Below are 26,860 nucleotides of genomic sequence, written 5' to 3'. Positions count from 1 at the left end.
CGTACCGGTGTCCAAGGAGTCCCCGATGCTGATCCGCCGCCTCGCCCTCACCGCGACCGCACTCACCTGCGCCCTGACCGTCACCCCGGAGGCGTTCGGCGACGTCCCCCACGGGGAGACGGACCACCTCACCGTCACCGTCGCCGAATCCGGCGACGCCTCCACGGAAGGCACGTTCGAGCTTTACTGCCACCCCGCGGCCGGCGACCACCCGCGTGCCGAGGAGGCCTGCGACGGGCTGGACGAGCTGACCACCTGGGGCAGGGACCCCTTCGCCCCCGTGCCCTCGGGCACCGGATGCACCATGCAGTACGGAGGTCCCGCCAGCGCCCATGTGCGCGGCCGCTGGGCCGGGCGGCCCGTGGACGCCCACTTCAACCGCGAGAACGGCTGCGAGATGAAGCGCTGGGACGCCCTCGTACCGCTGCTGCCCCGCACCGGCATGCGCGCACCTTCGTGACCCGGCCCGGGGCCCGGGGCCGGTGACCAGAGTCCGGCGAACGTCGTGGTCCCGCGGACCGGGTCCCGTCACGGCCCGCGGGCTTAGGTCGTGTCCTACGACGAAAGACCGAACCGGATACCGAAATCCGTTGCGCCGGACGTTCGTTGGAACGTAACGGAAGGTCAGCGATGTCACCGGGGAGCCGTTGCCGCCCCGTCGCGAGCGCATGAGGAGACGCCATGTCCGTCCAGCTCAATCACACGATCGTGCACGCCACCGACAAGAAGGCTTCCGCCGAGTTCCTCGCAGGTCTGCTGGGGCTCGAAGTGCAGCCGCAGTTCGGCCCGTTCCTGCCCGTCGTCGCCGACAACGACGCCACGCTCGACTTCATGGACGCCGGCGACCGCCCGGTCACGCCGCAGCACTACGCGTTCCTCGTCTCCGAGGAGGAGTTCGACGCGATCTTCGGACGCATCAAGGACGCGGGCCTGACCTACTACGCGGACCCCGCCAGGCAGCGCCCGGGCGAGATCAACCACAACGACGGCGGCCGCGGCGTCTACTGGGCCGACCCCGACGGGCACTTCCTGGAGATCCTCACCCGCCCCTACGGCAGCGGCAGTTGACCGGTCCGGTACGGACGGGCCGCTGACGGCCGGTCCGGGGCTGATGCGTCCCGGGTACGTCCGGGGCTCATCCGTCCCGGATGCGTCCGGGGCTCACGCGTCCCTGATGCGACCCGGCCACCGGTGCCCCGGCGGTCACCGCTCCCGGTCGGTCCCCGGCTCGTCAGCCCCCGGCCCGCCGTCCCCCGGCCCGTCCGTCCCCGCCGCCGGGCCGACCGTGCCGCCCAGGCCGCTCGTGTCCGGGCAGGTCGTACCGCGGGGCAGCTTGTAGGGCGCCGCCAGCCGGTACGTGCCGGGGCGAGGCGCCTCCAGCAGTGTCCAGGTGTCCGTCACCGGCTCCTCCTCGCCGGGCGGCGGCGGTCCGCCCACCCGCGGCTCGGCCTTGCGCACACAGCCCTGAAGATTGGGCCTGCCCGGCGCCGGTGCCTCGATGCGGCGGCCCCGCGCGTCGACCAGGCCTAGCCACGGCGACCACGGAATCCGTACGAGCACCGCTCCGCGCTCCCGCACCCGTACCTTCACCTGGCCCGCACCCGCGTGCTCGACGGTCGCGGGCGGGTCGGCCAGCGGCAGCGGGTCGGCGACGCGGAAGAGCCGCCAGTGCACGCCGCTCCAGATCTCCTCCAGATAGGGCTGCCCCGCACGGACGATCTCGGCCTCCTCCTTGCCCGCACCGTCCGGAGGCGAGGACGGCAGCACCACGTAGCGCACCGCCCAGCGCCGCAGCCACTCGTGGTAACTCTTCGCAGTCAGACCGCCGTTCTCGTAGAAGACGGGATTGCGGTCGAGGTCCGCCTGCCTGTTCCAGCCGCGGGCGAGATTGACGTACGGAGCGAGCGCCGACGCCTCACGGTGGCTTCGTACGGGCACGACCTCCACCCGTCCGCGCGCCGCATCGACCCGGTCCAACTGCTCCACCAGCGGGCGCAGTTCGCCTGTCCAGGCGTCGTCCGGGGTCGTCGCGAACACGTCGTAGGAGGGCTTGCCGAGCTGCCAGCCGACGGCCACCGCGAGCGCGACGATCATCGCCACGCCCCGCCGGGACCGCCAGTCGCGCACCACGAGCGGTGCCGCGGCCAGCAGGATCACCACGCCGAACAGCAGGCTGAGACGCTCCACGTTCGATCCGACCTGCGACGGGATCAGCCAGGTCAGCGCCACGCCCGCCGAGTACACCAGCGCCCCGAGCCGCACGGTGCGCCACGTACGCGGCACGAACAGAAAGGCCGACACGGCACCTGCGAGCGGGAAGAGCACCGACCACCACGGGATCGGCTGCACCCCCTGAAAGGGGAAGAAGACCGCGGAGAGGGCGACCACGACGGGCGGCGTGACGGCGAGCGAGTACGCGGCCTGGCGGCGGCGGTCGAGGAACAGCGCGGCGGCGACGACTTCGAGGAAGAGCCCGGCGACGGGGCTGCCCGTCGTCGCGAGCGCCGCGAGCACGGCGGCGGCCGCCCCCCGCGCGTACCGCCACTTGCCCGCGCTGCGCCACCAGCGCTGCGGCCAGGCCCACACCATCGCGACCGCCCCGAGCGCGAAGAGCACACCGAGGGCGAAGGTCACGCGTCCCGAGGCGGCGTTGCACGCGAAGGAGAAGGCGCCCCACAGGGCGGGGGCGAGCGGCTTGTGCAGTACGCGCCGGAGAATCAGCGCCAGCAGACCGGAGGAGAGAATTCCGGCCAGTATCAAGGTGCTGCGGACCCCCAGCCACGCCATGAGGTACGGCGAGATCACGCTGTACGAGAACGGGTGCAGCCCTCCGTACCAGGCCAGGTTGTAGGCGGAGTCCGGGTGCTCCCTGACGAACTCGGCCCACGCGTCCTGCGCCGCCAGGTCGCCGCCGCCGCTGGCGAGCAGCCACAGCCACAGCAGATGCAGGACGGTCGCGAGCAGCACGGGGGCGGCCACGGGGTGACGCAGCGGCTCGGCCGCGAGACGCCGTACCCGGGATCGCGGGCGCGGAGCGGCGGGAGCGGGGGCAGCAGCGGGGGCGGGAGCGGCCGGCGAACCGGAGCCGGCGGCGGTGCCAGGCTGCGGGTCGGGCTGCGGGTCGGGCTGCGGGTCCGGGTGGCCTGGGGGGCGATGGCCGCCGGGCTGGTCGAGGTGGCCGGGGCGGTCCGGACGGTCCGGATGGCCCGGCCGGTCCGGATGGCCGGGACGGCCGGGATGGCCCGGGTACAGCGCTTCGCGCTCGCTCGCGGGCGTGCCCGTACGGGCGTCGGTCCCGGCACGAGTGTGCTGGTCGGCGGCGGTTCGGGGCCGCGCTCCGGGGTGGGCCGTCCCGTTGCGCCCGTCGCCGGGGGCGGTGCGGGACGGGCGCGATGCGGTACGCCCGCGCTCGCGCGTGCCGCCGCGGGTCCGGGCGGCCGCGCCCTCGCGGGTGTCCTTGTCGCCGTCGCCGTCGCCGTCGGCATCGGCTTCGCGCCTCGGCCCGGGTACTGTGCCGCGCTCCGTCCCCGGGACTGACTTGTCCCCGGGCACTATGCCGGCGGCGTCGTCACCTTCCGGCATCTGCGGCTCCTGCGGTCGGCACTGCGCTCTACCCCCGTACGGCTCGCCCGCCTCACCCGCTGTGAGCCGGGCCCCTCTCACCGGGCCATGCCACCCGGATCACAGGATCCTGGTCAACTTGGCTCCGAAGCCCGGTTCGCTCATGTCGTCCTTCAGCGTGAGGGGGACCCTCACCTGGCCGGGCCCGTCGCCGACGGTCAGCGTGCCGGCCCTGTCGCCCGCCTTCCCCTCGTGCGGCAGCGGCTTGCCGCCGTCCGTGAGTCCGAGCTTCACCTTCAGCCCCGACCAACCGACCGCCGAGACGTCCCGGGAGGCGACCACCGGCGTCCTGCCGCCGAGTTGGTCGTCGACGTAACCCACGACCTCGCCCTTCTGCACGACCTTCTGCGCGCGCAGCGCGTCCTGAGCCGTGTCGATGAGCTTCTTGCTCTCGGCGAGCACCGTGTCGAGTATCGACGGCTCGTACTGCCCGAGTACCGCTCCGATGATCAACTGCTCGGTGCCGCCGACCTTCTGCTCCGCGGCGAAGAGCAGGTTGCCGCCGGCCTTCGTCGTCGTACCGGTCTTGATGCCGACGACTCCGTCGAGCGGGACGAGCTTGTTCCAGTTGGCGTGCTGCTCACCCTTGGCGTCCTTGTATCCGGGGAGCCGCACGGTGTCGCGGAAGAGGTCGATCCCCATCGCCTTCTTCGCGAGCTTCACCTGGTCGGTGGCGGTGCTCACCGTGGAGGACGTAAGACCGCTGGGATCGGTGTACTTGGTGTTCTTCATGCCCAGGTCCTCGGCGGCCGCGTTCATCTTCTTCGCGAACGCCTTCTCCGACCCGGCGTCCCAACGGGCGAGCAGACGGGCCACGTTGTTCGCAGAAGCAATCATCACGGCCTTGACGGCCTCCCGTTCGGAGAGCGTGTCGCCTTTCTTCACCTCGACCGTCGACTCGTTCTGCGCGCTCAGGCCGGCCTCGTCCTCCGCCTTCTGGTCGACGGGGATCCTCGCACCGCCCGACCCCTTCTTGACGGGGTGGTCGCGGAGGATGACGTACGCGGTCATCACCTTCGCCACGCTCGCGATCGGCACCGGCTTCTGCTTGCCGTACGAACCGAACGAACCCAGGCCCTGCACGTCGAGCGCGGCCTGCCCTTCGGAGGGCCACGGCACGGAGGGCTTCGGCCCCTGGAAGCTGTAGGTCGGCTGGGCCGACAGCGACAACTCCGGTTCCGGCAGCGGACGTACGGCCTGCGCGATGGCGAAGAGGACCATCAGCACCACCACGAGAGGCGTCCAGATCTTGACCCGGCGCACCGCCGTACGCAGCGGAGTCTCCGGCGGCGGAGGGGTGTTGGTGAGCTGGGCGAGCAGATCGAGCGGTGCCTGGTCGGGCCGCGCCTGCTGCCGCGTCAGCTCGGCCTCGGTGAGCTTCGGCGACTCGGCCTCGGGCGGCAGCTCACCCGCCGTGGGCTTGTCCCCGGGCTTCAGCGGTACGACGGGACCGGGCGGCGGCACATGCTTGGGGCGCGGAGGCGCGTCGGCGGAACGGAGGGGCACGAACTGGCTCGTGCGCTCCGACTCGGACTCCGACTCGGACCCGGACCCGGACCCGGACTCGGACTCCGACTCGGACTCGGGCTTCGATTCGGGCTCGGGCTTCCATTCGGGCTCGGGTTTGCGCTCAGGCTTCGGCTTCGACTCGGGCTCGGCCGCGGGGGACTTGGACTCCGCGGACTTCGACTCGGCGGACTTCGACTCCGCGGACTTCGACTCCGCGGACTTGGACTCGGCGGACTTGGACTCGGCGGATTTGAACTCCGTGCTCTTCGGCTCGGTCCCGGGCCCGGCCTCGTCACCGTCGCCGGTCCCGGGCTTCGCGAAGGCCGCCACCCTTGGGTCGACGGGCTTTGCGGGCTTTGCGTCTGCGTCCTTCTTGCCGGGCGCCTCGTCGCCTTTGCCGGGCCCGACGGTACGGAACGCGGTCGTCGGCTGGTCGACGCGGCCGTTCCCGCTCTTCTCCGGGGGGCTCTTCGGCCCGGCTCCGGAACCGTCCGCCCGAACCGTGCGGAACGCGGCCGTGGGCTCGTCCACCCGGTCGGCGTCCTGCCCGGCCTGCGCGTCCCGCCCGGCCGCCGCTTCGGGGCCCTCCTCGGGCTCCGCCTCGCGCGCAGCGGGCTCCTGCTCGCCAGGGCCCTCGTCCCGGCTCCCCTCCCGGCCCTCGCCGCGGTCCTCGCCGCGGTCCTCGCCGTCAGCTCCGGAGCGGTCCTCCTTCTCGGAGAGTGGCGTGGAATCTTCCGTCTCGTCCGCTTTGTTCGCTTTGCCCGCTTCCTCTTCCGTTGCCGCAGCTTCTTCGGTTCCGGTGGATTTGCCCGACCCGAAGAAGGCCGCCGTCATGCGCTCGGCCCGCCTCGCCGCCTCCTCGCTGTCGATTGCGGCCGCGGAGTCGTCCGAATCGGGCCGTACGGTCCTGAACATCGCCGTGGGGTGGTCGACCTCGCCGCCGGCCTCCGCGGAGCTCTCAGGGGCGCCTGGGACCTCTGAGCTCCCTGGGGCCGCTGAGGCTCGCGAGTCCGCCGCCCGGTCCGGCTCCTCGTCCTCCTCGGACTTCGGACGTACGGGCAGATCGCTCGCCGGGATTTGGCTTGAATCCTTCTCCCCCGCACGGGACTTACCCGCTCCGTCCTTGACGGCATCGCCGTCTTCACCGTTCCCGACGTCTCCGCCGTCTCCGGAACCCTCTGCGCTCCCGGCGTCCGGCCCGGCCTCGTCCGGCTCGTCGTCCGAGCCCGCGACCCACGCGGCGACCGCGGCCTTCAGCCTGTCGTCGCCGCGCCCGTTGCCCTCGCCCCCGCTCCCGGAGTCCACGGCTTCCGAGGCTTCCGCGGAGTCGGAGGCGTCCGCCGGACCGGGTCCGGCGTCGTTGTGGCCGGCGGCGTCCGCGGCTTCCGCTTCGCTGCCTTCACCGCTGTGCGCGGAGGCCTCGGACGGGTCGTCCGAAGCGTCGCCCGGGGCCTCGTTCCGGGCCTCGTCGGGATTCTCCGTGGGGCCGGTACGTGCGGCGTCCGGGCGCGCGCCGGACTTCCGTTCGCGCTTCCCGCCGGACTTCTTCCCAGCGGACTTCCCACGGGACTTCTTCCCGCCCGTGGACGCAACCGCCGCGCCGTCGTCCGTCGTCTCCCCCGACGACTCCCTGCGCTCCACCTTGTCGGGGGACTCGCCCGCCACCGATGCCTCCTGCTGATGAATGCTCGCCGCTCGCGTACCAGTTAACAGTGTCCTGTGCGCCGCGCCTCCCACATCGCGCGGGGGCTCCGGCAAGGTCACGGACAGGTCTCTCCGACCGTGCAGACGAGAACGACATACCTACTGGTTCCCGTCCATAACGCCCAGGCACTCTCGACAGACCATTGTGAGAGGGGTCACCCTGTCAGACATCCACGCGGGGAGGCATGGATGGGCAGGAGCCGCAGAACTATTCCGGAGGAGCTTCTGCTGCTGGCCTTGGACCCGGCCACGGGCACCACGGCACAGCCGCAGTCGCTTGACCTCGGCCTGGCCGGGGCCCAGCTCGTCGAGCTGGCTCTCGCAGGACGTATAGCCCCTGACGGGGACCGTATCGCCGTGGTACTGCCACGGCCGACCGGAGATCCAACTCTGGACTCCGCACTGGAGTTGCTGCGAAGGCGTGGCAGCCCGGTGCGCGCTGTCCACTGGATCGGCGGGCCCCGATTGGGACTTCGCCAAACCTATCTCACACACCTGGAGCGGTGCGGCATGGTGCATGCCGTATCAAGCCAGATGTGCGGGGTGTTGCCGACGACGCGCTACCAGGCGACGGAGACGACGATCAGCCGGGAGATCCGAACCCGGCTGGACGCCGCGATCCGTACCGGCGTGCCGCCGGACCCGCGGACGGCGGCGCTCGCGGCGCTGGCCCACGCGGTCGGTCTCGGCAAGCACCTCTATCCCGGCAACGAGGGGCGCTCGTGCCGCTCCCGGCTCCGGGACCTGATAAGGCACGACCCGATGGGCGGTCTCGTCGCACACGCCGTGATGGATGTGCAGAACGGCGCGGGGGCCCAGCCCCGGCGTGCGGCGGGCAACGGTGCGGCCGGTGCTCCGGCGGCGCCCCCCGCTCAGAACGGTCGTCCCGCGACAGCGGGCGCCGGCGTACCCTCCGGGCACGTCCAGCCCAGGCATGTGCCGGAGAAGGCACGGCCGAGTGTGGGCGGAATGGTCCGCGCCGGCGCACGCTGATCACAGGGTGCGCGCGAGCGCACCGGGCACCACCGGCAGCGCGGTAACGCGCCTGCCGGGCGCCGTGATTGCGCGCGGGGTGGTGGTCCGGCTGTCGAAGGGGACGGCCGGACCACCACCCCGCGCGCACGCGTGCCCATGGACGATCTGGCTGTGTGCGCCGGGCCAAGTGCGCTGGAACGGGGCGTGTTTCCGACGTTCCCCGCCCGTTCCCCGCCTGTTCCCCTCCCGCCTCCCCGCCCTCTCCGCTCGCTGCCGCGAGCCCTCCTCCGAGTCCCTTCTGCCCCGCCGTGGCCGTGGCCGTAACCGGACCGTCTGTGTGCCCGGCTCTGCACCCTCTGTTGCCATTCGCCAGCGAGATCGCTCACGGTGGTGGCAACCTGCTTGAAAGTAGTCGTACTTACGCGGAGGTGCAGCCCCTGTGGCGTCAAACGTCAACCCCACCGTCCGACGCCGCCGTCTGGGCCAGGAACTGCGTCGTCTCCGCGAGTTGAAGAACATGACGGCGGAAGAGGTCGCGGACCGCCTACTGGTCTCCCAGTCGAAGATCAGCCGTCTGGAGAACGGCCGGCGCAGCATCAGCCAGCGTGACGTGAGAGACCTCTGCGGTGTCTACGAGGTCGAGGACAACCGCGTCGTCGAATCGCTCATGCAGATGGCCAAGGAGTCGCGTCAGCAAGGCTGGTGGCACGCCTTCGGGGACATCCCCTACAGCGTCTACATCGGCCTGGAGACGGACGCCGCGTCGCTGCGCGTCTACGAACCCCAGGTCGTGCCCGGCCTGTTGCAGACGCGGGCGTACGCGGAAGCCGTATGCGTGGGCGCGCAGCCCGAGGCGTCGGCGACGGACATCGACAAGCGCGTCCAGGTACGCATGCGCCGTCAGGAGCGGATCAACGACACCCGTCATCCGCTGCGGCTGTGGGCGGTGCTGGACGAGGCGGCGCTGCGGCGCCGGGTCGGCGGCCGGCAGACCATGGTGGAGCAGCTAGAGCGGCTCAACGAGATCTCCCAACTGCCGCATGTGACGGTCCAGGTGATGCCCTTTTCGATGGGCGCGCACCCGGGGGTAAACGGGCAGTACGCGATCCTGGAGTTTCCGGACGCCTCCGACTCCTCGGTGGTCTATCTGGAGGGCGTCACGAGCGACCTCTACCTGGAGAAGTCGCACGACGTACAGAGCTACAGCGTGATGTATGAGCATTTGCGCGCCGAAGCCCTCAACCCGGACCAGACACGCGAGTTCATCGAGAATGTGGCAAAGGACTATGCCCGCGGCTGAGGGCGGGGAGCGTACACCTGCCGAAGAGCGGAGTGAAGAGCCGCTCGGAATATGCCATCCGGTCGAGTGAACGGCCCCTTCGCGTTGGGAAATCGAGGCGTACGGTCGGTCTCTGGAGTCGAACAACCGGAGCAGACATGGCAATTCAGCAGGGAACCACTACGGAATGGACCAAGTCGACATATTCGGCGAACGGTGCGTGCGTCGAAGTGAAGTCCCCGACCCGGCGTGCAGTGGCGGTACGTGACTCGAAGGTCCCGGACGGGCCGTCGCTGAGCTTCCCGCCAGGAACCTGGACCGGCTTCGTGGCCGGTCTGTGCGGCGGCGAGGGCGGCAGAACGGCCTGAAGCCCCCGTCCGCCCTGGAACAGAGCCCTCTCGACCGGTCCGCCGTCCCTGCCGAGGGGGCTCTTCCATACCCGGCCATACCCGGCCATACCAGGAACCGTCTCGCCGGCGTCATCGGTACCGTCCCGCCGGCGTCACGCCCGCGGGTAGCGGTCCAGCCAGGCCTGTGACGCCGCGCCCGGCGCGTGCAGTGCGGGCCCCTGTGTCATCTCCATGGCGAAGTCGTCGGCCAGTTCGAGCACCGTCGAGCGCCCCTCCAGCTCCGCGACCCACGCGGGCGGAAGCGCCGTCTCCCCGTGGATGGTGCCGAGCAGATTGCCGCAGACGGCTCCCGTGGAGTCGCTGTCGCCGCCGTGGTTCACGGCCAGCAGCAGCCCGTGCCGTACGTCCTCGGCCACGAGCGCGCAGTAGACACCGATGGAGAGAGCCTCCTCGGCGTTCCACCCCTCCCCCAGCGACTCCACGCGTTCCGCGGACGGCATGCCCTGCCGCATCGCGCCGAGCGCGCGCTTCAGGGCGTCCGTCGTCTCCTCGTGACCCGGCCGCGTGGCGAGCATGGCCAGTGCCTTCTGCACGGCGTGGTCGAGGCTGTCCTTGCGCGCCAGCGCGTGCACGATCGCGGAGAACGCGCCCGCCGCCAGATATCCCGTCGGATGGCCGTGCGTCTGAGCGGCGCACTCCACGGAGAGCTGGAAGACCAACTGCGGCTCCCAGCCCACCAGCAGCCCGAACGGCGCCGAGCGCATGACGGTGCCGCAGTCCTTCGACTCCGGGTTCTTGGGCATCTCCAAGGTGCCCATGCGGTCGTCGGAGAGCCCGCTGAGACAGGTCTTCCCCGGGGAGCGCTGCGCGTACATCCACTCCTGGCGGGCCAGCCAGCCGTCTTCCTTCTTGCGCTCGTCCGGGCCCCAGTCCCGCTGCGTCGCCCCCCACCTGCGGTAGGCGGCGTGCACATCGGTGGGCGGGTGCCAGGCGCCCGTGTCGCGGCGTACGTGCGCGCGGATGAGGCCGTCGGTGGTGAACAGCGTCAACTGGGTGTCGTCGGTGATGGCTCCGCGCCGCCCGTAGGCCGGCACGTAGTCCGTCACTCCGGCCTCACCGTGGGCCTGCCGGATCGCGCTCAGCGAGTCGAACTCGATGCCCGCCCCGAGCGCGTCGCCGATGGCGCCGCCCAGCAGGCAGCCTCGCACCCTGCTGCGGAAATCCTGCTGCTCGGTGCGGCCCCACATGGCATCACCGCCGGAAGCGGCCACGTCTCTCTCCCACTGGTACGACGGACGGGTAAGGGCAGCAAGGGGTGGTCGGGCCCCTGGGGGGTGTCTCCCTCACGGCACTGGGCAGGTCAGCACTCTAGAACGCCGGTTCAGTTTTCCAACAGCGGAAGGAGCTCCGGAAGGTGTCCGTCGGAACGGTGTGCGGCTTCCAGGCGCTCCGCCGGCACCCGACCGTACAGCGTCGTACGGGCACGGGCGGGACGGCCGGCGGCCTCGGCGATCGCGACGAGATCCTGGATGGAGCGGTACGAGCCGTACGAGGACCCGGCCATCCGGGAGATCGTCTCCTCCATCAGCGTGCCGCCGAGGTCGTTTGCTCCGGAACGGAGCATCTCCGCGGCGCCCTCGGTGCCGAGCTTGACCCAGCTCGTCTGGATGTTGGTGATGTACGGGTGCAGCAGCAGCCGCGCCATCGCGGTCACCGCCCGGTTGTCCCGGGTGGTGGGGCCGGGCCGGGCGATGCCCGCCAGATAGACGGGCGCGTTTGTGTGGATGAAGGGCAGCGTGACGAACTCGGTGAAGCCCTCCACCCCCTTGGCGAGCGCCTTCTGCTGGATCTCCGCGAGCTTGCGCAGATGACCGAGCCAGTGGCGGGGCTGGTCCACGTGTCCGTACATCATCGTGGAGGACGAGCGGATGCCCGACTCGTGTGCGGTCTCGATGACTTCGGCCCAGGTGCCGGCCGGGAGCTTGCCCTTGGTGAGGATCCAGCGGACCTCGTCGTCGAGGATCTCCGCGGCGGTGCCTGGGACCGAGTCGAGTCCCGCCTCGCGCGCCCGCAGCAGCCAGTCGCGGATCGAAAGTCCCGTGCGGCTCGCGCCGTTGACGACCTCCATGGGTGAGAAGGCGTGCACATGCATGTCCGGCACGCGCTCCTTCACCGCGCGTGCGATGTCGAAGTAGGCGGTGCCCGGCAGGTCCGGGTGGATGCCGCCCTGCATGCACACCTCGACCGCGCCCACGTCCCACGCCTGCTGTGCCCGGTCGGCGACCTGGCCGAGGGAGAGGGTGTAGGCGTCGGCGTCGGTGCGGCGCTGCGCGAAGGCGCAGAAACGGCAGCCCGTGTAGCAGACGTTGGTGAAGTTGATGTTGCGGGTGACGATGTACGTCACGTCGTCGCCGACGACGGCGCGGCGCAGCTCGTCGGCGGTCCGGCAGAGCGCGTCCAGGGCGGGGCCGTCGGCGTGCAGCAGCGCCAGCGCCTCGTCGTCGGTGAGGCGCGTCGAGTCGTCCGCGGCGGTGGCGAGGGCGGCGCGTACGTCCGTGTCGATCCGCTCGGGTGCCATGCCCGGCCGTGCGGCCTCGCGCAGGGAGTCCCAGTCGCCGTAGACCTCGTCGAAGTCGTCGCGCCGGTCGGCGGTGCGCCCGTCGGTGTCGATGGTGCGGTGCAGGTCGGTGCGTCCCGAGGGCGCGATGTATCCCTCGTCGGGCTCCTGCCAGGGGCGGCCCTCGACGGGGGCGTCCTCGCGGGCGAGGCCGGTCTCCGGCTCCACGAGCGCGTTCACGTGCGGCAGCAGGCGCGGGTCGAGCCAGGGTTCGCCGCGCTTGATGAACTCCGGGTAGACGGGCAGCCGTTCACGCAGCACGAAGCCGGAGGCGGCGGTGCGTTCGGCCAGGTCGTCGATCTGCGGCCAGGGACGCTCCGGGTTGACGTGGTCCTGCGTCAGCGGGGAGACGCCGCCCCAGTCGTCGATGCCGGCGTCGATGAGCATCGCGAACTCTCCCGCGCCCCCGTCGACGAGGTTCGGCGGCGCCTGGATGCGGGCCGAGGGGCCCATGATGTGCCGGGCGACGGCGATCGTCGCGGCCAGTTCCTCGAGTTCGGCGTCCGGCGCTCCGCGCATCGCCGTGTCCGGCTTGGCGCGGAAGTTCTGCATGATGAGTTCCTGGATGCCGTGGTACGCCCGCTGGACGCGGCGCAGCGCGAAGAGGGACTCGGCCCGCTCCTCGTACGTCTCGCCGATGCCGATCAACAGCCCTGTGGTGAAGGGGACGTTGGAGCGCCCGGCGTCCTCCAGTACGCGCAGCCGCACCGCCGGCTCCTTGTCGGGCGATCCGTGGTGCGGACCGCCTGGCTCGCTCCACAGCCGCTCGGCCGTGGTCTCCAGCATCATGCCCATGGACGGCGATACGGGCTTGAGGCGCTGGAAGTCGGACCAGGAGAGGACGCCCGGGTTGAGGTGCGGCAGCAGGCCCGTCTCCTCCAGGACGCGGACGGCCATGGCCCGTACGTACGACAGCGTGTCGTCGTAGCCGTGCGACTCCAGCCACTCGCGGGCCTCGGGCCACCGCTCCTCGGGCTTGTCACCGAGTGTGAACAGGGCTTCCTTGCAGCCTGTTTCGGCGCCGCGGCGGGCGATGTCCAGCACCTCGTCCGGGGAGAGGAACATCCCGTGGCCGTCGCGCCGCAGCTTGCCGGGGACCGTGACGAACGTGCAGTAGTGGCACTTGTCCCGGCACAGCCGGGTGAGCGGGATGAAGACCCCGCGCGAATAGGTGATCACTCCGGGGCGCCCCGCCGCTTCGAGTCCGCTGTCGCGCACGCGGGCGGCGGAGCGGGCCAGTTCCGCGAGGTCACCGCCGCGCGCCTGGAGCAGGACGGCGGCTTCGGCGGCGTCGAGCGTCACCCCGTCGCGGGCACGGCGCAGTGCGCGCCGCATTGCGTTGGCGGTGGGGGCTGCCTGCGCGTTCGAAGTCATGAACCGAGCATACGAGCGCGATCGGCGGTGCTCCGGAGCGGCCGTTGCGGGCTACGTCACATTGTTCCTCCGAGGATGCCGCCTTCTCTTGGGGCGGGGTGGGAGCGGGTTCCTGCTGGGCAGGGTGGAGGTGGCTGGATCGCGGTCAGGGCAGTCCGGCGTCGACCCGCCGCGGGCGTGAGCGAGCCGGTAACGATCAAGTGCTCTCAATTGTCAGTCCTCCCGGGTAGTTTCAGAATCATGACGACACCGGCGCAGAGGGCGGATGGTTCCGGGCAGGCCCGGTACACCTACCGTGTGCGTATCCCGTCCACCGCGCGGGCCGCGCTGGAAGCGGAGTGGGACCGGTGCCGGTGGGTGTGGAATGAGTGCGTGGCCAAGTCGAAGGCCGTGCGCGCTAGAAGCAGGGCCACCGGCGAGAAGCTGACGTGTGGTCCGGCTCAGCTGGACAAGATGCTGACCGAGGCCCGTGCCCGCATTCCGTGGCTGGCGGAGGGTGCGAGCGTTCCTCAGCAGCAGCTCGTACGCGATTTCGCGAAGTCCCGCGCCAGAGCCTTGAAGGACATCAAAGCCCGGTTGCCGATGCGGCAGCGGGCCGGGATGCCCCGCTGGAAGAAGAAGCGCGAGAGTGATCCGAGCCTGAACTACACCCGGCGGGGATTCCGCCTCAAGGACGGATGTCTGCACTTGGCCGGCGGGATCGTGCTGAGGGTGGTGTGGTCGCGCGATCTGCCTGAGCCGCCGTCCAGCGTGCGCGTGTACCGGGACAGCATCGGTCACTGGTGGGCGTCGTTTGTGGTCGCCGCCCAGACCGAGCATCTGCGGGAGACCGGCGCGGTGATCGGGGTCGACTGGGGCGTGAAGGAGACCGCGACCACCACGAGCGACGACTACGACCTTCCGCACCCGCAGCACGGGAGGACGGCAGCGCAGAAGCTCGCCCGCTACCAGCGGATGGTGGCCCGCAGGAAGCCGATGCGCGGGCAGGCCGCATCGAAGGGCTACCGCGCAGCGAAACTTCAGACCGCGAAGGTGCACAGGAAGGTGGCGCGGCAGCGTGCGGACACGGCCCGCAAGTGGGCCAAGAAGGTCGTACGCGACCACGATGTCCTAGCGGTGGAGGATTTCCGCCCGAAGTTCCTGGCTAAGACGACCATGGCGCGCAAGGCCGCTGATGCGGCGATCGGCGCGACGAAGCAGGCCCTGGTCGAGATGGGCCGCAAGCACGGCCGTGCCGTGCATCTGGTGCATCCCGCGCACACCACCATGGACTGTGCGCAGTGCGGAGCGAGAGCCAAGCACGCGCTACCTCTCTCAGAACGAACGTATGCCTGCACCGTGTGCGGAGCGGTATCCCCCAGGGATAAGAACTCCGCCCGCGTGATGCTGGTCCGGGCTGGTCTCGTACCCGGCTAGTGCTGATCGTGTAAGACCTGCACGCCCGCCGGGCCGCAGGCGACGTGAGCTAGGAATCCCTCTCGTCCGCGAGAGGGAGGAGTCAAATCGTCTACGGTGCTGCGGGACGTGCGGCCGGGGACCGGGGGCCGCACCGCATTCCACAACTACGGGGGAACATATGCGAGTTCGTCTACTCACCACTGCCGCGGTGCTGCTCTTCACGGTGGTGGGCGGGGGCGCCACGACGGCGCAGGCCGTGCCTGGCGGGGCGTCCGGCGGTGCCGTCGCCGCGGAGCGCGCGGGCGGTGGCGACGGCGTCCGTACGCAGGCGGCACCCGGCCGGGTCTCGGGCGGCGTCAGCAGCGGCGGGAGCAGGGGCGGCACGACGACCAGCTCATCGAGTTCGACCACGACCAGCGGCAGCAGCAGCACGAGCAGCACCGGGGGAAGCCTCGGCAGCAGCGGTAGTAGCAGCACGAGCAGCGGCGGCAGCAAGACCAGCAGCTCCGGCAGCACGGGCGGGACCGTCAGCACCAGCGGAGGGGTCAGCAAGACCAGTTCGGGCACCAGCTCGGACACCGGCTCGAAGGGCGGCTCGACCCTCGGCAGGACCACGACGACCGCCACGAGCGGTGCCTCTCACAGCAGCACCGACTCGGACGCCAAGAAGAAGAGCAGCCGCTGGTGGCTCTGGGTCGTCATACCCGTCGTCCTCATCCTGATCGTGGCGGCGGGGCTGATCATCTTCGCCGCGTCCCGGCGCCGCGCCTGACCGGCGCTCCGGAGCAGGGTTTCCGAAGGCCTTCCCGGGCCGGGTCCGCGCGTCCACCGCGGGCACGGTCCGGAGTTTTCCACAGGGGTTTCCCCGCCGTCTCCTCCGCGTACAACAGTGATCGTGGCGTCACGGAGGCGCCTCGGACTTCAGGATGCGGTGCGGGACCCGGTGCGGGCCCGCGCGTCGCGTGGCCGGACGGGACTTTGCGGACACGCCCTAGGGGGAGGCACACATGCCAGGTGTGGAGAGACGCGACATGCTCCGGCTGTCCGCGATGGCCGGCGCCACGGGCGTGCTCACTCTCGGCGGCGTCGGTTTCGCCCGTGCCGCGGACGGCTCGGAGAAGTCCAGGACGGTGAAGGGCCATCTGCCCACGGGCGCCCCCGACTTCGTGTATCTGCCGGTCGAGGTCCCGGCCGGCGTCCGCGAGATCGAGGTGGCGTACACCTACGACAAGCCGTCCGTCCCCGAGGGCACCCAGGGCAACGCCCTGGACATCGGCGTCTTCGACGAGCGGGGCACGGCGCTCGGCGGCCGGGGCTTCCGTGGCTGGTCGGGCGGCGCGCGCGACCGGTTCACGATCAGCGCGGAGGAGGCGACGCCCGGTTATCTGCCCGGTCCGGTCCGTGAGGGGACCTGGCATGTAGTCCTCGGCCCGTACACCGTCGCCCCGCAGGGCATGGAGTACGAGGTCACCGTCACCCTGCGGCACGGGGCGCCCGGCAAGACGCCGCGTCCCGTCCATCCGCCGGAGCGGGCGAGGGGCCGCGGCCGGGCCTGGTACCGGGGCGACTGCCATCTGCACACGGTGCACTCGGACGGCAAACGCACCCCCGCGGAGACCGCCGCGGCCGCCCGCGAGGCGGGGCTCGACTTCATCACCACCACCGAGCACAACACCACGTCGGGTCACGGCGCCTGGGAAGGGCTGTGGGACGAGGAGTTCCTGATCCTCTGCGGCGAGGAGGTCACCACCCGCAACGGCCATGTGCTGGCCCTCGGCACCGACCCGGGCACCTTCGTCGACTGGCGCTACAGGGCGAGGGAGGGCCACTTCGCACGCTTCGCGCGCCGCATCCACCGCGCGGGCGGCCTCGTCGTCCCGGCTCACCCCGACTGCCCGTTCGTGGGCTGCCAGTGGAAGTTCGGCTACGAGGACGCGGACGCGGTGGAGGTGTGGAACGGACCCTGGACGACCGACGACGAACTCGCGGTCGCCACCTGGGACAACATGCTTCTGGCTCCGCCGTCCGGCCGTGGCCCGCTCCCCGCCATGGGCAACAGCGACGCGCACGCCGAGCCGCAGGCGGTCGGCGTGCCGCAGACGGTGGTCCTCGCGGAGGACCTGTCGCGGCAGGCGCTGCTGGAGGGCATACGAGCGGGCCGGAGCTACATCGCGGAGTCGTCGGAGATCTCCGTGAGCCTCACGGCGAGCGGCGGGCACGGCGAACACGCGGACATCGGCGGGCGGTTGACGGTGGACCCGGACGCGGAGGTCGCCGTACGCCTGGAGGTCTCAGGCGCGCCGGCGGGCGCCGCGGCCCGGTTCCTCACCGACCAGGGCGAGATGTTCACGAGCCCGGTCTCGGGGGCACCTCTGGAATGGCGGACGACGGCCTCGCTGGCGGCGTACGTACGGGCGGAGATACGTCACCGTCCGCCCGTGGGGTCGCCCGCCGGCCTGCCGGGCGCCATGGCGGCGATGACCAACCCGGTCTGGCTCGGCGAGGGTGAGGGCTGACTCGCTGCGGCTGAGGCTCTGGGGGCCGACGGGCCGACGGACCGACGGACCGACAGCACCACGCACTGGCGTGCCGGCGTGCCGGCGTGCCGGCTGACGCCACCGTTCCACGAGTTGTCACGAACCGACGACTTGCCACCGCCCGCTGCCTGAACTCTCCCTGTTTGCCCGCGGAATGCGATCAGTCGATGTGTACGGATGTTCCTGTTACGGGTGTGCACACCAAGTGTCTGCGGCAGCATGTGGGGACCGCCGGGCGAGGAGCCGCAGGGGCGGCAGTCAGGGGGAAGGCACGTTTCGCCCCCGCCACTCAACCGAACCACCGTTCACAGCAATCCAGTTGACCAAGGACGCCGATGACCCACACACCGGTGGCGCTGATCGTATTCCTCGCCTTGGGTACCGTCGCCGTCGTTCTGGCTCTGCTCCTCGTCCGCTCACGGCAGGAGTTGAGCAGGGCGCAGCTGCACGCAGAGGCGACCGAGACGGAACTCGAGGGCGCATCACGGTACTCCGCCGACCTCGGGGCGCGACTCCAGGCGGTCGAGGCCGAACTGAGGCATCTCGTGGGCGCCCGCATACCCGAACTGGCCACCTCCCTCGCCCACTCCAACGTGCCCGTGCCGGGTCCGCTGGGGACAGCCACGCTGAGCCCCGACCTCGACCGGTCCCTCGACGCCGTGCTCACTCAGGTCAGGGAGGAGGTCACCAAGGAGCGCAAGCGCGTCGACGCCGCCGCCCAGGCAGCCATGCGCGGCGCGACCACCACCATCCAGGCGCTGCTCTACCAGCTGCAGACCCTTCTCCAGCGGATGCAGGAGAAGTACGAGGACCCGCTCGTCGCCGAGGATTTGCTGGCAGCGGACTTCCTCAATGAACAGGCCCTGCGCCGCATCCAGTCGACAGCGGTGGTGTGCGGTGCCTGGCCGGGGCTGACGCGGGAGAACTCACACCTGGCCGACGTCGTCGTCGGTGCCTCGTCCCGGCTCAGCGGCTACGAACGCGTCCAGGTCACCAACCTGCTCCGCGACCCGGTCGGCGTCGTCGCCCGCGCGGTCGAGCCGGTCGCCGTCACGCTGACGGAGCTGATGGCCAACGCGCTGCACTACTCCCACCCCGAGCTTCCCGTCGTCGTCACGCTCCAGCAGGGGAACACCGGGGTGTCGGTGATCATCGACGACGCGGGCGTCGGCATGACCTCGGAGGAACTCACCCGCGCCAAGCGGCTGATGTCCGGCGACCAGGCGATCCTCATCACGGAGCTCGGCGATCCTCCGCGCAACGGCTTCGCGGCCGTCGGTCAGCTCGTGCGCCAGTACGGCTTCAGCACCCACGCCGAGGCCTCCCCGTACGGAGGCGTGCGTGCGGTCGTGCACATACCCGGCGAGCCCCTGCTCACGCTGCTCGACGAGGCGGAGCACCCGCTGTCGGCGATGGCACCGACGGCCCCGTACGGCACGCCCGTACTGCCGGGGCGTGCCGCCACGGACGCCCGTGCGCCGGACCCGTCGACGGCCGGGGGCACAGGCCCGGCGTCCGGATCCACGGTCACGGCGGGAGCGGAGGAGCTGCCGCGCCGCCGCAGGCGGAGCCGCGCGGACGCGCCGCAGAAGGCCGGCGCCACAGCGGTCGTCGCAAGCGCTGCGGGAGACGGCGGGTCCGGCGCGGAAGCCCTGTCCGTGGATTCCGGTACGGAGGAGGGGACGCGTTCCGCCTCCGGCGTGGCCGCCGCTCCGCCCTCGACGCCCGAGGAGAGCGCGGAGCGCTGGGCCGCGTTCCAGAAGGGCACCGAATCCGGACGCGCCGCCGCCGGAACGGACACGCCGGAGACCACCGCCGGAACGGACGGTTCAGGGGGCACCGGCGACCAGGCCGCACACGCCACCCGGACCGACGGCTCGGCCGGCCCCGCACGCCCCACAGCGACGACCCCGGAAAGCCCCACGACTGCCAACTCCACGAGCAGAACGGGCGAGACCAGCGAGACCAGCGGGACCGGCACGACAAGCGAGACCGGCGAGGCCGGCGAGCCACGCACGACAAGCGAGACCGGCCAGACCGGCGGCGACGCAGGAGACGGAGACGCCGGCCCCGGTGCAGCCGAAGGGAAGCCCGCATGACCACCCCCGCCCGCCGTTCCGTCCGGGAGGACACCTCCTGGGTGCTGGCCCCGCTCCTCGAACTGCCGCATGTCGTCCACGCGGCCGTCATCTCCGGTGACGGTCTCATCGAAGGCCGTTCGCCGAATCTGGAGCGGGACTCCGCGGAGGGCGTCGCCGCGATGCTCTCCGCCCTGCAGGGAGCCGCCCGTACCACCACGGCGGCCTTCGCCGGCGAGTACGACGTCAAGCTGCGGCAGACCGTGATCGAGTCCGATCTGGGCTGGGTGTTCGCGATACCCGCGGGCGAGAACACATGCCTCGCCGTCTTCGCCGGCCCTGAGGTCAACATGGGCGTCGTCACCCACCAGATGCAGGTCCAGGTGGCCACCCTGGGCTCGAAGGCCATGAACAGTCCCACACGGAGCGACAGTCCGGCATGAGTCCGCCGCCGCGTGACCAACGACGTCTCGTGCCCGCGTATCTGGCCACGACCGGACGCGCGCGGCCCAGCCGCAACACGCTCGACCGGCTCACCGTGCTGCACGCCCCCGCCGACCCGTCGGGGGCCGGCCTCCGCCCGGAGCAGCGGCGGCTGCTGGAGCTGCTGCAGCCCGGGCCGCTGTCCCTGGCCGAGGCGGCGGCGCATCTGCGGCTGCCGGTCAGCGTGGTGAAGGTCATGGTGGCCGACCTCGTCGACGCGGGCCGTCTCTCGGCCCGCGCCCCCGTACCCGACGCCGAACTGCCCGAGCGGCAGATTCTGGAGAAAGTTCTCGATGGACTCCGCACTCTCAAGTCCTCGCGATGACGACCCCGCCGACGACCCCGCTGACGACTCCGGTGACGAAGGTGACGTACCGCCGTCCGGCCGCGGCACCGGAGAGAGCACCGGGGCGGCCCTCCCCGCGCCCGAAGTGGTCAGCCACCTCGACGGCGAGCGCACCCAGACCCTGGTGAAGCTGCTGGTGGCGGGCCCTTTCGGCGTCGGCAAGACCACTTTCATCCGTTCGCTGTCGGAGACGGAGCCGCTGCACACGGAGGAGGTGATGACCAGCGGAAGCGCGACGGTCGACGACCTCACGGGAATCCGGGAGAAGTCCACGACGACGGTGGCGATCGACTTCGGGCGTCTGACGCTTCCCGGTGATCTGGTGCTCTACATGTTCGGTACGCCCGGCCAGCGCCGTTTCTCGCCGCTGTGGCAGGACATCTCGCGGGGCGCGCTGGGGGCGCTGGTCCTCGCCGACACCCGTCGTCTGTCCGACAGCTTCGAGGTGATGGACATGATCGAGGACGCGGGACTGCGTTACGCGGTCGCCGTCAACGCCTTCCCCGACTCCCCCTCGCACCAGCCCGCCACGCTCCGCGACCATCTCGACCTGCTGCCCGGCACACCGCTCGTGCTGTGCGACGCGCGCGACCGCGACCAGGCCACTGACGCGCTGATCGGACTCGTGGGCCACGTGCTCGCCCTCACGCCCCAGGAGACAGCTTGACCGCCACGCCCGGACCAGGCACACCCGAACCGACCCCTCCCCAGCGGGTCCCGCCCGGACCGCCTCCTCCGGAAGCAGGCACGCCCGGGCCACCCCCTCCGGAACCAGGCCCGCCCGGACGCCCGCCCGGCGTCATGCCCGCGCCCAGAGCCGAACCGCAGCACGAGGTCGCGCAGTTGTACGGGCCGGAATTCGCCGCGGACCCGCAGGCCGTCTACGCCCGGCTGCGCCGCTACGGCGCGCTCGCACCCGTCGAGATCTCACCGGGCGTCATGGCGATGCTGGTCACCGACTACCGGGCGGCTCTCGATCTCCTGCACGACCCCGTCACCTGGTCCAAGGACTCGCGGATCTGGCAGGAGACCCTCCCCGAGGACTCGCCCATCCTGCCGATGCTCGGCTGGCGCCCCAACGTCATGTTCAACGACGGGGACGAGCACGCGCGTTACCGCCAGGCGATCACCGACGCCTTCGACCGCATCCCGCCGCACGAGTTGCGCGAGATGGTGGTGAGCATCTCCGACTCACTCATAGCGGAGTTCGGCGCGGACGGACAAGCCGATCTGATGGGCCAGTTCGCCCGGCTGCTGCCGCTGAAGCTCTTCAACCGCCTCTTCGGGCTGCCCGACTCCTACAGCGAACAGCTCATCCGCTCCCTGGCCGGAATGATGGAGGGCGACCCCGAGGAGGCGTCGGCGGCGAGCGAGGAGTTCCAGGGCTATATGAACGAGCTGATCACGGCCAAGAAGCAGGTACGCGGCCGGGATCTGACGTCGTGGTTCCTGGACCACCCGGTCGGGCTCAGTGACGACGAAGTCGCCCACCAGATGGTGCTGACCATGGGTGCCGGCCACGAGCCGACGACCAACCTCGTCGGCAACGCCCTGGCGCGGATGCTCACCGACGACCGCTACTACAGCACGCTGTCCGGCGGTGCCCTCACCCCACGCGACGCCATCCAGGACATCCTGCTGAACGAGCCGCCCATCACCAACTACTCGGCCCACTACCCGAAACGGGACGTCTACTTCCACGGCACATGGATCCGTACGGGGCAGCTCGTCATGGTCTCGTACGCGGCGGCCGGCGCGGCCCACGGCCGTACGGACTCGAGCGCGGGTACGGGCACGGGCGCCGGCGGCGCCGGTTCGAGTGGTTCCGGCGGCGGCGCCCATCTGGCGTGGTCGGCGGGCCCGCACTCCTGCCCCGTACCCCGCGCCGCACTGCTGATCGCGACCACCGCGATAGAGCGGCTCTGCGCATGGCTGTCCGACGTCCAGCTGACCGTTCCGCACGACCAACTCACCTACAGACCAGGGCCGTTCCACCGCGCCCTGACACACCTGCCCGCACAGTTCACGCCGATCAGCCCCGACCAGGCAGGAGCCACTCCATGGGACAGCAGGGACAGAGGACAGGACCGGGGCGGCAGGCCCGAGGAGCAGAACAGGCAGATGCCGCACCCCCGGAGCCCGTCCCCATCGACCCCGCCGGAAGGGCCATCCACGCCGAGGCCGACAGCCTCCGCGGATCCGGCCCCGCCGCCCTCGTAGAGCTTCCCGCCGGAATCCACGCCTGGTCCGTCAGCAGCTTCGGCCTTCTCAAGCAGCTGCTGACGGACGACCGCGTCTCCAAGGACCCGCGGCAGCACTGGCCGGCCTGGCAGCGCGGCGAGTTCCACGACACCTGGATACGTTCCTGGGTCGGCGTCACGAACATGTTCAGCTCGTACGGCGCAGAACACCGCCGTCTGCGGAAGCTCGTCGCACCGGCCTTCACCGGCCGCCGTACGGAGGCGATGCTGCCCCGCGTCGAGCGGATCACCGGCGAACTGCTCGACGCCATGGCGGCGTTACCGCAGGGCGAGCCCGCCGACCTGCGCAGTGCCTACGCGCATCCCCTGCCGATGGGAGTGATCTGCGAACTCTTCGGCATCCCCGAAGAGCAGCGCCCTGGCATGGCACGTCTCGTCGAGCAGATCATGGACACCTCCGCGTCGCCCGAGGAGGCGGCCCGCACGGCGGAGGAGGTGCAGAGCACTTTCGGCGCCCTCGTCTCGCTCAAGAGGGAGCAGCCCGGCGAGGACCTGACCAGCGTGCTGGTCTCCGCCCGTGACGACGAGACGGGCTCGAAGCTCTCCGAAGCCGAACTGCTCGACACGCTCCTGCTCGTCATCGGCGCCGGCCACGAGACGACCGTGAACCTGATCGGCAACGCGGTGCACGCCCTGCTCACCCACCCCGCCCAGCTCGAACTCGTCCGCAGCGGCGAGGTCTCGTGGAACGACGTCATCGAGGAGACGCTGCGCTGGGCCCCCAGCATCGCCTCACTGCCGCTGCGCTACGCCGTCGAGGACATCGGTCTCCCCGGAGGCGCGACGATCCGTCAGGGCGACGCGATCCTCGCCACGTACGCCGCCGCCGGCCGCGACCCGGGCCGGCACGGCGCCGACGCGGGGCAGTTCGACGTGCAGCGCACGGATGTGGAGCATCTGTCGTTCGGACACGGCGTGCACTTCTGTCTGGGCGCCCCCCTCGCGCGCATGGAAGCCCGTACAGCGCTCCCAGCGCTCTTCGAGCGCTTCCCGGAGCTGTGTCTCGCCGTCCCACCGGAGGAGTTGGAGCAGGTGGAGTCCTTCATCGCGCACGGCTACCGGACGCTGCCGGTGCTGCTGCACGGCCCCGGCTGACGCCACCACCCGGCTCCGGCCGGCGCCGGGTGGTGGCGCCGGCCGCAGCCGTTCCCGACGCCGTACGCCGACGTGCCTGTAGCACACCAATCGCCCCTGTTCCGTGCAAAGTTCGAAGGACTCGTAGAGGACCCGGGGCCCTGATGACGTATAGCTGACAAGCAAGGCAGACTGACCCCTGCGGAGTGGGATGAAGAGCGCAGGGGGCCATGATGGGGGCCGAGGGGCACATCGGTCGCGGGAGTGAGCAGCCGGAACAGAAGCTGTGCTTCGCCGTGCTCGGACCTGTCTGCGCCCACCGCGCCGAGCAGGAACTCCCCATGGGCTCACCGCAGCAACGCGCGTTGCTCGGCGCCCTACTGCTGCGCGGCGGCCACACCGCAACGGCCGAGGAGCTGATCGACGCCCTGTGGGGCGAGGAGCCCCCGGACCAGGCGAAGGCCACGCTGCGCACGTACGCCTCGCGCATCCGCAAGGCGCTCGGCGAGGACGCGGAGCTGATGGTCAGCGAGTCGGGCGGCTACGCGATCCGTACGGGCCGCGCCTACTCCGACGTCGTCCTGGACCTCGACACCGCCACCGCCCATGTCTCGGACGCGGAGAAGTCCGCGGCGAGCGGCGACCGTTCGGGCGCGCGCGACAGCTACGCCGCCGCGCTCGCACAGTGGAGCGGCGAACCGCTGGCCCATGTGCCGGGCCCCTTCGCCGAGCGGCAGCGCAGCCGCCTGACGGAGTGGCAGCTCTCCCTGCAGGAACACCGCATCGACCTGGACCTCCAACTCGGCGGTCACACCGAGGCGGTGAGCGAACTGACGGCCCTGACCGCGGCGCATCCGCTGCGCGAACGGCTGCGCGAGCTGCTGATGCTGGCGCTCTACCGCAGCGGCCGGCAGGCCGAGGCGCTGGCGGTCTTCGCCGATACGCGGCGACTGCTCGCCGACGAACTCGGCGTCGACCCCTGCGCCGAGCTGATAAGCCTCCACCAGCGCATCCTCGAGGCCGACGACAGCCTGGCCGTCGCTCCCGACGAGCCCTCCGGCCCCGCCACGCCCCAGCCCGCCCAGCCCGCTCAACTGCCCGCCGCCGTCGCTGACTTCACGGGGCGCGACGCGTTCGTGGCGGAGCTGAAGGACCAACTCGCCCAGGCCGAGGGCACGGTGATGGCCGTATCGGCCGTGGCGGGCATCGGCGGCGTCGGAAAGACGACCCTCGCCGTGCACGTCGCGCATGCGGCGGCCGAGTACTTCCCGGACGGCCAGCTCTACGTCGACCTCCAAGGCGCCGGCCCCACGGCCTCGGAACCCGAGACGGTGCTGGGCGCGTTCCTGCGTTCGCTGGGTGTGCAGGACGAGCTGATCCCGGACGGGGTGGCGGAACGCGCCGGGCTCTTCCGCTCACTTCTCTCGGGCCGCCGCGTGCTGACCTTTCTGGACAACGCCCGCGACGCGGCGCAGGTCCGTCCTCTCCTCGCCGGTGCGGCCGGCTGCGCGGCTCTGGTCACCAGCCGGGTCCGCATGGTCGACCTGGCCGGCGCGCACCTCATAGACCTCGACGTGATGAGCCCCGAAGAGGCGATGACGCTCTTCACCCGCATCGTGGGCAAGGAGCGCGTCACCGCGGAACGCCAGGCGGCCATGTCCGTGGTCGGCTCCTGCGGATTCCTGCCGCTGGCCATCCGTATCGCCGCCGCCCGCCTCGCGTCCCGCCGCACCTGGACGGTCGCCACGCTCGCCGAGAAGCTCGCCGACGAACGCCGGCGCCTCGACGAACTCCAGGTCGGCGACCAGGCCGTCAAGGCCACCTTCGAACTCGGCTACGGACAACTCGAAGCCGAACAGGCCCGCGGCTTCCGCCTGCTGGGCCTGGCCGACGGCCCCGACATCTCCGTACCGGCGGCGGCGGCCCTCCTGGACCGGCCCGTGCCCACGACGGAGGCCCTGCTGGAGTCGCTGGTCGACGCGTCCCTTCTGGAGTCGGCCGCGCCGGGCCGCTACCGCTTCCACGACCTCGTGCGGCTCTTCGCCCGCGCCTGCGCCGAGCGCGACGAACAACCTCCGTCCGTACGGGAAGCCGCGTTCTCCCGGCTGCTGGACTTCTACCTCGCCACCGCCTCCAAGGTCTTCGCCCTCGAACGCCCGGGTGAGCGGGCCCTGGACCACCTCATGCAGCCGCTCTCCGACGGCATCTTCTTCGACAACCGGGACGAGGCACTCGGCTGGCTCTTCTCTGAGGCCGACTGCGTGCTCTCCTGCGTGCAGCAGGCCGCGGAGCGCGGAATGCTGCGCCACGCCGCCGACCTGCTGATCGCGACCAAGGACTGCGCCGACTCCGGGGTGCACTCCCTGCGGTACGAGCGGGCCGCAAACGCCGTCCGTGACGCCGCCAGTACCGCGGACGACGCCCTGGCCGGCGCCCGGGTCCAGGCCATGCTCACGCACGCGCACATCGTGGCCGGCCGCTTCGACCAGGCGGACGAGGAAGCGCAGCGAGCCCAGCGGCTCGCCGAGACCGCCGCCGACACTCTGACCAGCTGCTGGTCCCTGAATCACCGGGGCATCATCGCCAATTGCCAGAGCCGCTACACCGACGGAGAGGCGTTCCTGCTGCGCGCGATCGACGCCTTCCGCGCGGACGGCAACCGCCCCAGCGAGGCGAGCGCCTTGAGCAACCTCTCGCACATCAACCTGGCTCTCGGGCGTACGGACCGCGCGGTGGAGCTGGCGTGGCAGGGGCTGGAGATCTACGAGAGCCTCGACCACAGGATGCGAATGGCCAATGGGCGATACGCACTTGGGCGAGCTCTGACGCGCGCCGGCCGCATCCCGGAAGGGCTCGAACAGCTGACCAAGGCCGTGGCGCTCTTCCGTGAGACCCGGCAGCCGTTGTGGGAGGGCGTTTCTCACTTCCGCATGGCGGAGGCCCACTTGGCGGCAGGGCGCCCGGCCGAGGCAGCCGGTCATGCCGAACAGGCCCTGGCGCTGCGGGGAATCGGCGGCGAGTGGATGCGGGGCAGGATGCTCACCGTGCTCGGCCGAGCGCTTGTGGCGCTGGGCCAGCGCGACCGTGGGCGGGTGTGCTGGAAGGACGCGCTGGCCGTCTTCGACGAAATGGGGGCCTCGGACGCCGAAGAGGTCCGCGGGCTGCTGACCCCCGCTCCTGCGGCGTAAACGTCCCTCGACAGGCGCACTTATCCGTCGTTCATCGATCGTTTATCGCGACTCGGCATGGTTCTT

The 26,860-nt window shown here is 71.2% G+C and carries 19 protein-coding genes and 1 pseudogene; 16 read left to right on the top strand and 4 right to left on the bottom strand.

The window, feature by feature from the left end; all coding sequences use genetic code 11:
* Nucleotides 1–25 precede the first annotated feature (25 nt).
* On the top strand, nt 26–460 hold the full coding sequence (locus ACSMXX_RS18760) for an SSI family serine proteinase inhibitor (RefSeq protein ID WP_473179846.1): 435 nt from the start codon (nt 26–28) through the stop codon (nt 458–460).
* 221 nt (nt 461–681) lie between these two features.
* On the top strand, nt 682–1,068 hold the full coding sequence (locus tag ACSMXX_RS18755) for a VOC family protein (protein WP_473179845.1): 387 nt from the start codon (nt 682–684) through the stop codon (nt 1,066–1,068).
* 135 nt (nt 1,069–1,203) lie between these two features.
* On the opposite strand, the gene ACSMXX_RS18750 is transcribed toward ACSMXX_RS18755, so the two are convergent.
* Both ACSMXX_RS18750 and ACSMXX_RS18745 read right to left on the bottom strand, forming a co-directional pair.
* Nucleotides 1,204–3,582: an MFS transporter gene (locus ACSMXX_RS18750; protein WP_473179844.1), complete on the bottom strand. Its 2,379-nt coding sequence runs from the start codon at nt 3,580–3,582 to the stop codon at nt 1,204–1,206.
* A 99-nt stretch (nt 3,583–3,681) separates the two neighbouring features.
* The gene (locus ACSMXX_RS18745; protein ID WP_473184855.1) at nt 3,682–4,632 is read right to left on the bottom strand and encodes a D-alanyl-D-alanine carboxypeptidase family protein; all 951 of its coding nucleotides are present in this window, start codon (nt 4,630–4,632) and stop codon (nt 3,682–3,684) included.
* A gap of 193 nt (nt 4,633–4,825) precedes the next feature.
* On the opposite strand from ACSMXX_RS18745, the gene ACSMXX_RS18740 reads away from it, so the two are divergent.
* The 4 genes from ACSMXX_RS18740 to ACSMXX_RS18725 all read left to right on the top strand — a co-directional run bounded on the left by ACSMXX_RS18740 (nt 4,826) and on the right by ACSMXX_RS18725 (nt 9,456).
* Nucleotides 4,826–6,811: a pentapeptide repeat-containing protein gene (locus ACSMXX_RS18740; RefSeq protein WP_473184854.1), complete on the top strand. Its 1,986-nt coding sequence runs from the start codon at nt 4,826–4,828 to the stop codon at nt 6,809–6,811.
* Nucleotides 6,812–7,023: 212 nt separating this feature from the next.
* The gene (locus ACSMXX_RS18735) at nt 7,024–7,827 is read left to right on the top strand and encodes a GOLPH3/VPS74 family protein (RefSeq protein WP_473179843.1); all 804 of its coding nucleotides are present in this window, start codon (nt 7,024–7,026) and stop codon (nt 7,825–7,827) included.
* Between the two features lie 421 nt (nt 7,828–8,248).
* Nucleotides 8,249–9,109, top strand: coding sequence for a helix-turn-helix domain-containing protein (locus tag ACSMXX_RS18730; protein WP_473179842.1), 861 nt, complete (start codon nt 8,249–8,251; stop codon nt 9,107–9,109).
* A gap of 137 nt (nt 9,110–9,246) precedes the next feature.
* The gene (locus tag ACSMXX_RS18725) at nt 9,247–9,456 is read left to right on the top strand and encodes a DUF397 domain-containing protein (RefSeq protein WP_473179841.1); all 210 of its coding nucleotides are present in this window, start codon (nt 9,247–9,249) and stop codon (nt 9,454–9,456) included.
* A gap of 134 nt (nt 9,457–9,590) precedes the next feature.
* On the opposite strand, the gene ACSMXX_RS18720 is transcribed toward ACSMXX_RS18725, so the two are convergent.
* Both ACSMXX_RS18720 and ACSMXX_RS18715 read right to left on the bottom strand, forming a co-directional pair.
* The gene (locus ACSMXX_RS18720; protein ID WP_473184853.1) at nt 9,591–10,685 is read right to left on the bottom strand and encodes an ADP-ribosylglycohydrolase family protein; all 1,095 of its coding nucleotides are present in this window, start codon (nt 10,683–10,685) and stop codon (nt 9,591–9,593) included.
* Between the two features lie 134 nt (nt 10,686–10,819).
* Nucleotides 10,820–13,429, bottom strand: coding sequence for a bifunctional FO biosynthesis protein CofGH (locus tag ACSMXX_RS18715; protein WP_473179840.1), 2,610 nt, complete (start codon nt 13,427–13,429; stop codon nt 10,820–10,822).
* Between the two features lie 240 nt (nt 13,430–13,669).
* On the opposite strand from ACSMXX_RS18715, the pseudogene ACSMXX_RS18710 reads away from it, so the two are divergent.
* The 10 genes and pseudogenes from ACSMXX_RS18710 to afsR form a co-directional block, all read left to right on the top strand.
* Nucleotides 13,670–14,876, top strand: a pseudogene (locus ACSMXX_RS18710) (RNA-guided endonuclease InsQ/TnpB family protein); the annotation flags it as partial.
* Nucleotides 14,877–15,005: 129 nt separating this feature from the next.
* The gene (locus ACSMXX_RS18705) at nt 15,006–15,599 is read left to right on the top strand and encodes a hypothetical protein (protein WP_473185052.1); all 594 of its coding nucleotides are present in this window, start codon (nt 15,006–15,008) and stop codon (nt 15,597–15,599) included.
* A gap of 259 nt (nt 15,600–15,858) precedes the next feature.
* On the top strand, nt 15,859–17,343 hold the full coding sequence (locus ACSMXX_RS18700) for a CehA/McbA family metallohydrolase (RefSeq protein WP_473184852.1): 1,485 nt from the start codon (nt 15,859–15,861) through the stop codon (nt 17,341–17,343).
* A 356-nt stretch (nt 17,344–17,699) separates the two neighbouring features.
* The gene (locus tag ACSMXX_RS18695) at nt 17,700–19,463 is read left to right on the top strand and encodes an ATP-binding protein (protein WP_473179839.1); all 1,764 of its coding nucleotides are present in this window, start codon (nt 17,700–17,702) and stop codon (nt 19,461–19,463) included.
* A complete protein-coding gene (locus ACSMXX_RS18690; RefSeq protein ID WP_473179838.1) occupies nt 19,460–19,885 on the top strand; it encodes a roadblock/LC7 domain-containing protein in 426 nt (141 codons plus the stop codon). Before ACSMXX_RS18695 ends, ACSMXX_RS18690 begins: the two co-directional genes overlap by 4 nt.
* Nucleotides 19,882–20,250 carry a DUF742 domain-containing protein gene (locus tag ACSMXX_RS18685; protein WP_473179837.1) on the top strand — a complete coding sequence of 123 codons (369 nt, stop codon included), beginning with the start codon at nt 19,882–19,884 and terminating at the stop codon, nt 20,248–20,250. Before ACSMXX_RS18690 ends, ACSMXX_RS18685 begins: the two co-directional genes overlap by 4 nt.
* Entirely contained in the window at nt 20,219–20,938 is a 720-nt protein-coding gene (locus ACSMXX_RS18680; RefSeq protein ID WP_473179836.1) for a GTP-binding protein, read from the top strand. Before ACSMXX_RS18685 ends, ACSMXX_RS18680 begins: the two co-directional genes overlap by 32 nt.
* Before the next feature lie 134 nt (nt 20,939–21,072).
* Nucleotides 21,073–22,491, top strand: a complete 1,419-nt coding sequence (locus tag ACSMXX_RS18675; RefSeq protein WP_473179835.1) for a cytochrome P450 — start codon at nt 21,073–21,075, stop codon at nt 22,489–22,491.
* On the top strand, nt 22,419–23,627 hold the full coding sequence (locus ACSMXX_RS18670; RefSeq protein WP_473184851.1) for a cytochrome P450 family protein: 1,209 nt from the start codon (nt 22,419–22,421) through the stop codon (nt 23,625–23,627). The genes ACSMXX_RS18675 and ACSMXX_RS18670 overlap by 73 nt, the downstream gene beginning before the upstream one ends.
* 212 nt (nt 23,628–23,839) lie before the next feature.
* Entirely contained in the window at nt 23,840–26,794 is a 2,955-nt protein-coding gene (gene afsR, locus ACSMXX_RS18665; RefSeq protein ID WP_473184850.1) for an SARP-family global regulator AfsR, read from the top strand.
* Nucleotides 26,795–26,860: the final 66 nt, after the last annotated feature.

This window comes from Streptomyces sp. DSM 116795 (genome assembly GCF_055792905.1).
Note: the sequence above shows the minus strand (reverse complement) of the source record. Positions and strands in the feature narration are given on the sequence as shown.

What these genes read in the sequence shown, in the direction of transcription:
- ACSMXX_RS18760 (WP_473179846.1), top strand. Translation starts at nt 26, where the DNA reads ATGCTGATCCGCCGCCTCGCCCTCACCGCGACCGCACTCACCTGCGCC.
- ACSMXX_RS18755 (WP_473179845.1), top strand. Translation starts at nt 682, where the DNA reads ATGTCCGTCCAGCTCAATCACACGATCGTGCACGCCACCGACAAGAAG.
- ACSMXX_RS18750 (WP_473179844.1), bottom strand. Translation starts at nt 3,582, where the DNA reads ATGCCGGAAGGTGACGACGCCGCCGGCATAGTGCCCGGGGACAAGTCA.
- ACSMXX_RS18745 (WP_473184855.1), bottom strand. Translation starts at nt 4,632, where the DNA reads ATGACCGCGTACGTCATCCTCCGCGACCACCCCGTCAAGAAGGGGTCG.
- ACSMXX_RS18740 (WP_473184854.1), top strand. Translation starts at nt 4,826, where the DNA reads ATGGCGAAGAGGACCATCAGCACCACCACGAGAGGCGTCCAGATCTTG.
- ACSMXX_RS18735 (WP_473179843.1), top strand. Translation starts at nt 7,024, where the DNA reads ATGGGCAGGAGCCGCAGAACTATTCCGGAGGAGCTTCTGCTGCTGGCC.
- ACSMXX_RS18725 (WP_473179841.1), top strand. Translation starts at nt 9,247, where the DNA reads ATGGCAATTCAGCAGGGAACCACTACGGAATGGACCAAGTCGACATAT.
- ACSMXX_RS18720 (WP_473184853.1), bottom strand. Translation starts at nt 10,685, where the DNA reads ATGTGGGGCCGCACCGAGCAGCAGGATTTCCGCAGCAGGGTGCGAGGC.
- ACSMXX_RS18715 (WP_473179840.1), bottom strand. Translation starts at nt 13,429, where the DNA reads ATGACTTCGAACGCGCAGGCAGCCCCCACCGCCAACGCAATGCGGCGC.
- ACSMXX_RS18705 (WP_473185052.1), top strand. Translation starts at nt 15,006, where the DNA reads ATGCGAGTTCGTCTACTCACCACTGCCGCGGTGCTGCTCTTCACGGTG.
- ACSMXX_RS18700 (WP_473184852.1), top strand. Translation starts at nt 15,859, where the DNA reads ATGCTCCGGCTGTCCGCGATGGCCGGCGCCACGGGCGTGCTCACTCTC.
- ACSMXX_RS18695 (WP_473179839.1), top strand. Translation starts at nt 17,700, where the DNA reads ATGACCCACACACCGGTGGCGCTGATCGTATTCCTCGCCTTGGGTACC.
- ACSMXX_RS18690 (WP_473179838.1), top strand. Translation starts at nt 19,460, where the DNA reads ATGACCACCCCCGCCCGCCGTTCCGTCCGGGAGGACACCTCCTGGGTG.
- ACSMXX_RS18685 (WP_473179837.1), top strand. Translation starts at nt 19,882, where the DNA reads ATGAGTCCGCCGCCGCGTGACCAACGACGTCTCGTGCCCGCGTATCTG.
- ACSMXX_RS18680 (WP_473179836.1), top strand. Translation starts at nt 20,219, where the DNA reads ATGGACTCCGCACTCTCAAGTCCTCGCGATGACGACCCCGCCGACGAC.
- ACSMXX_RS18675 (WP_473179835.1), top strand. Translation starts at nt 21,073, where the DNA reads ATGCCCGCGCCCAGAGCCGAACCGCAGCACGAGGTCGCGCAGTTGTAC.
- afsR (WP_473184850.1), top strand. Translation starts at nt 23,840, where the DNA reads ATGGGGGCCGAGGGGCACATCGGTCGCGGGAGTGAGCAGCCGGAACAG.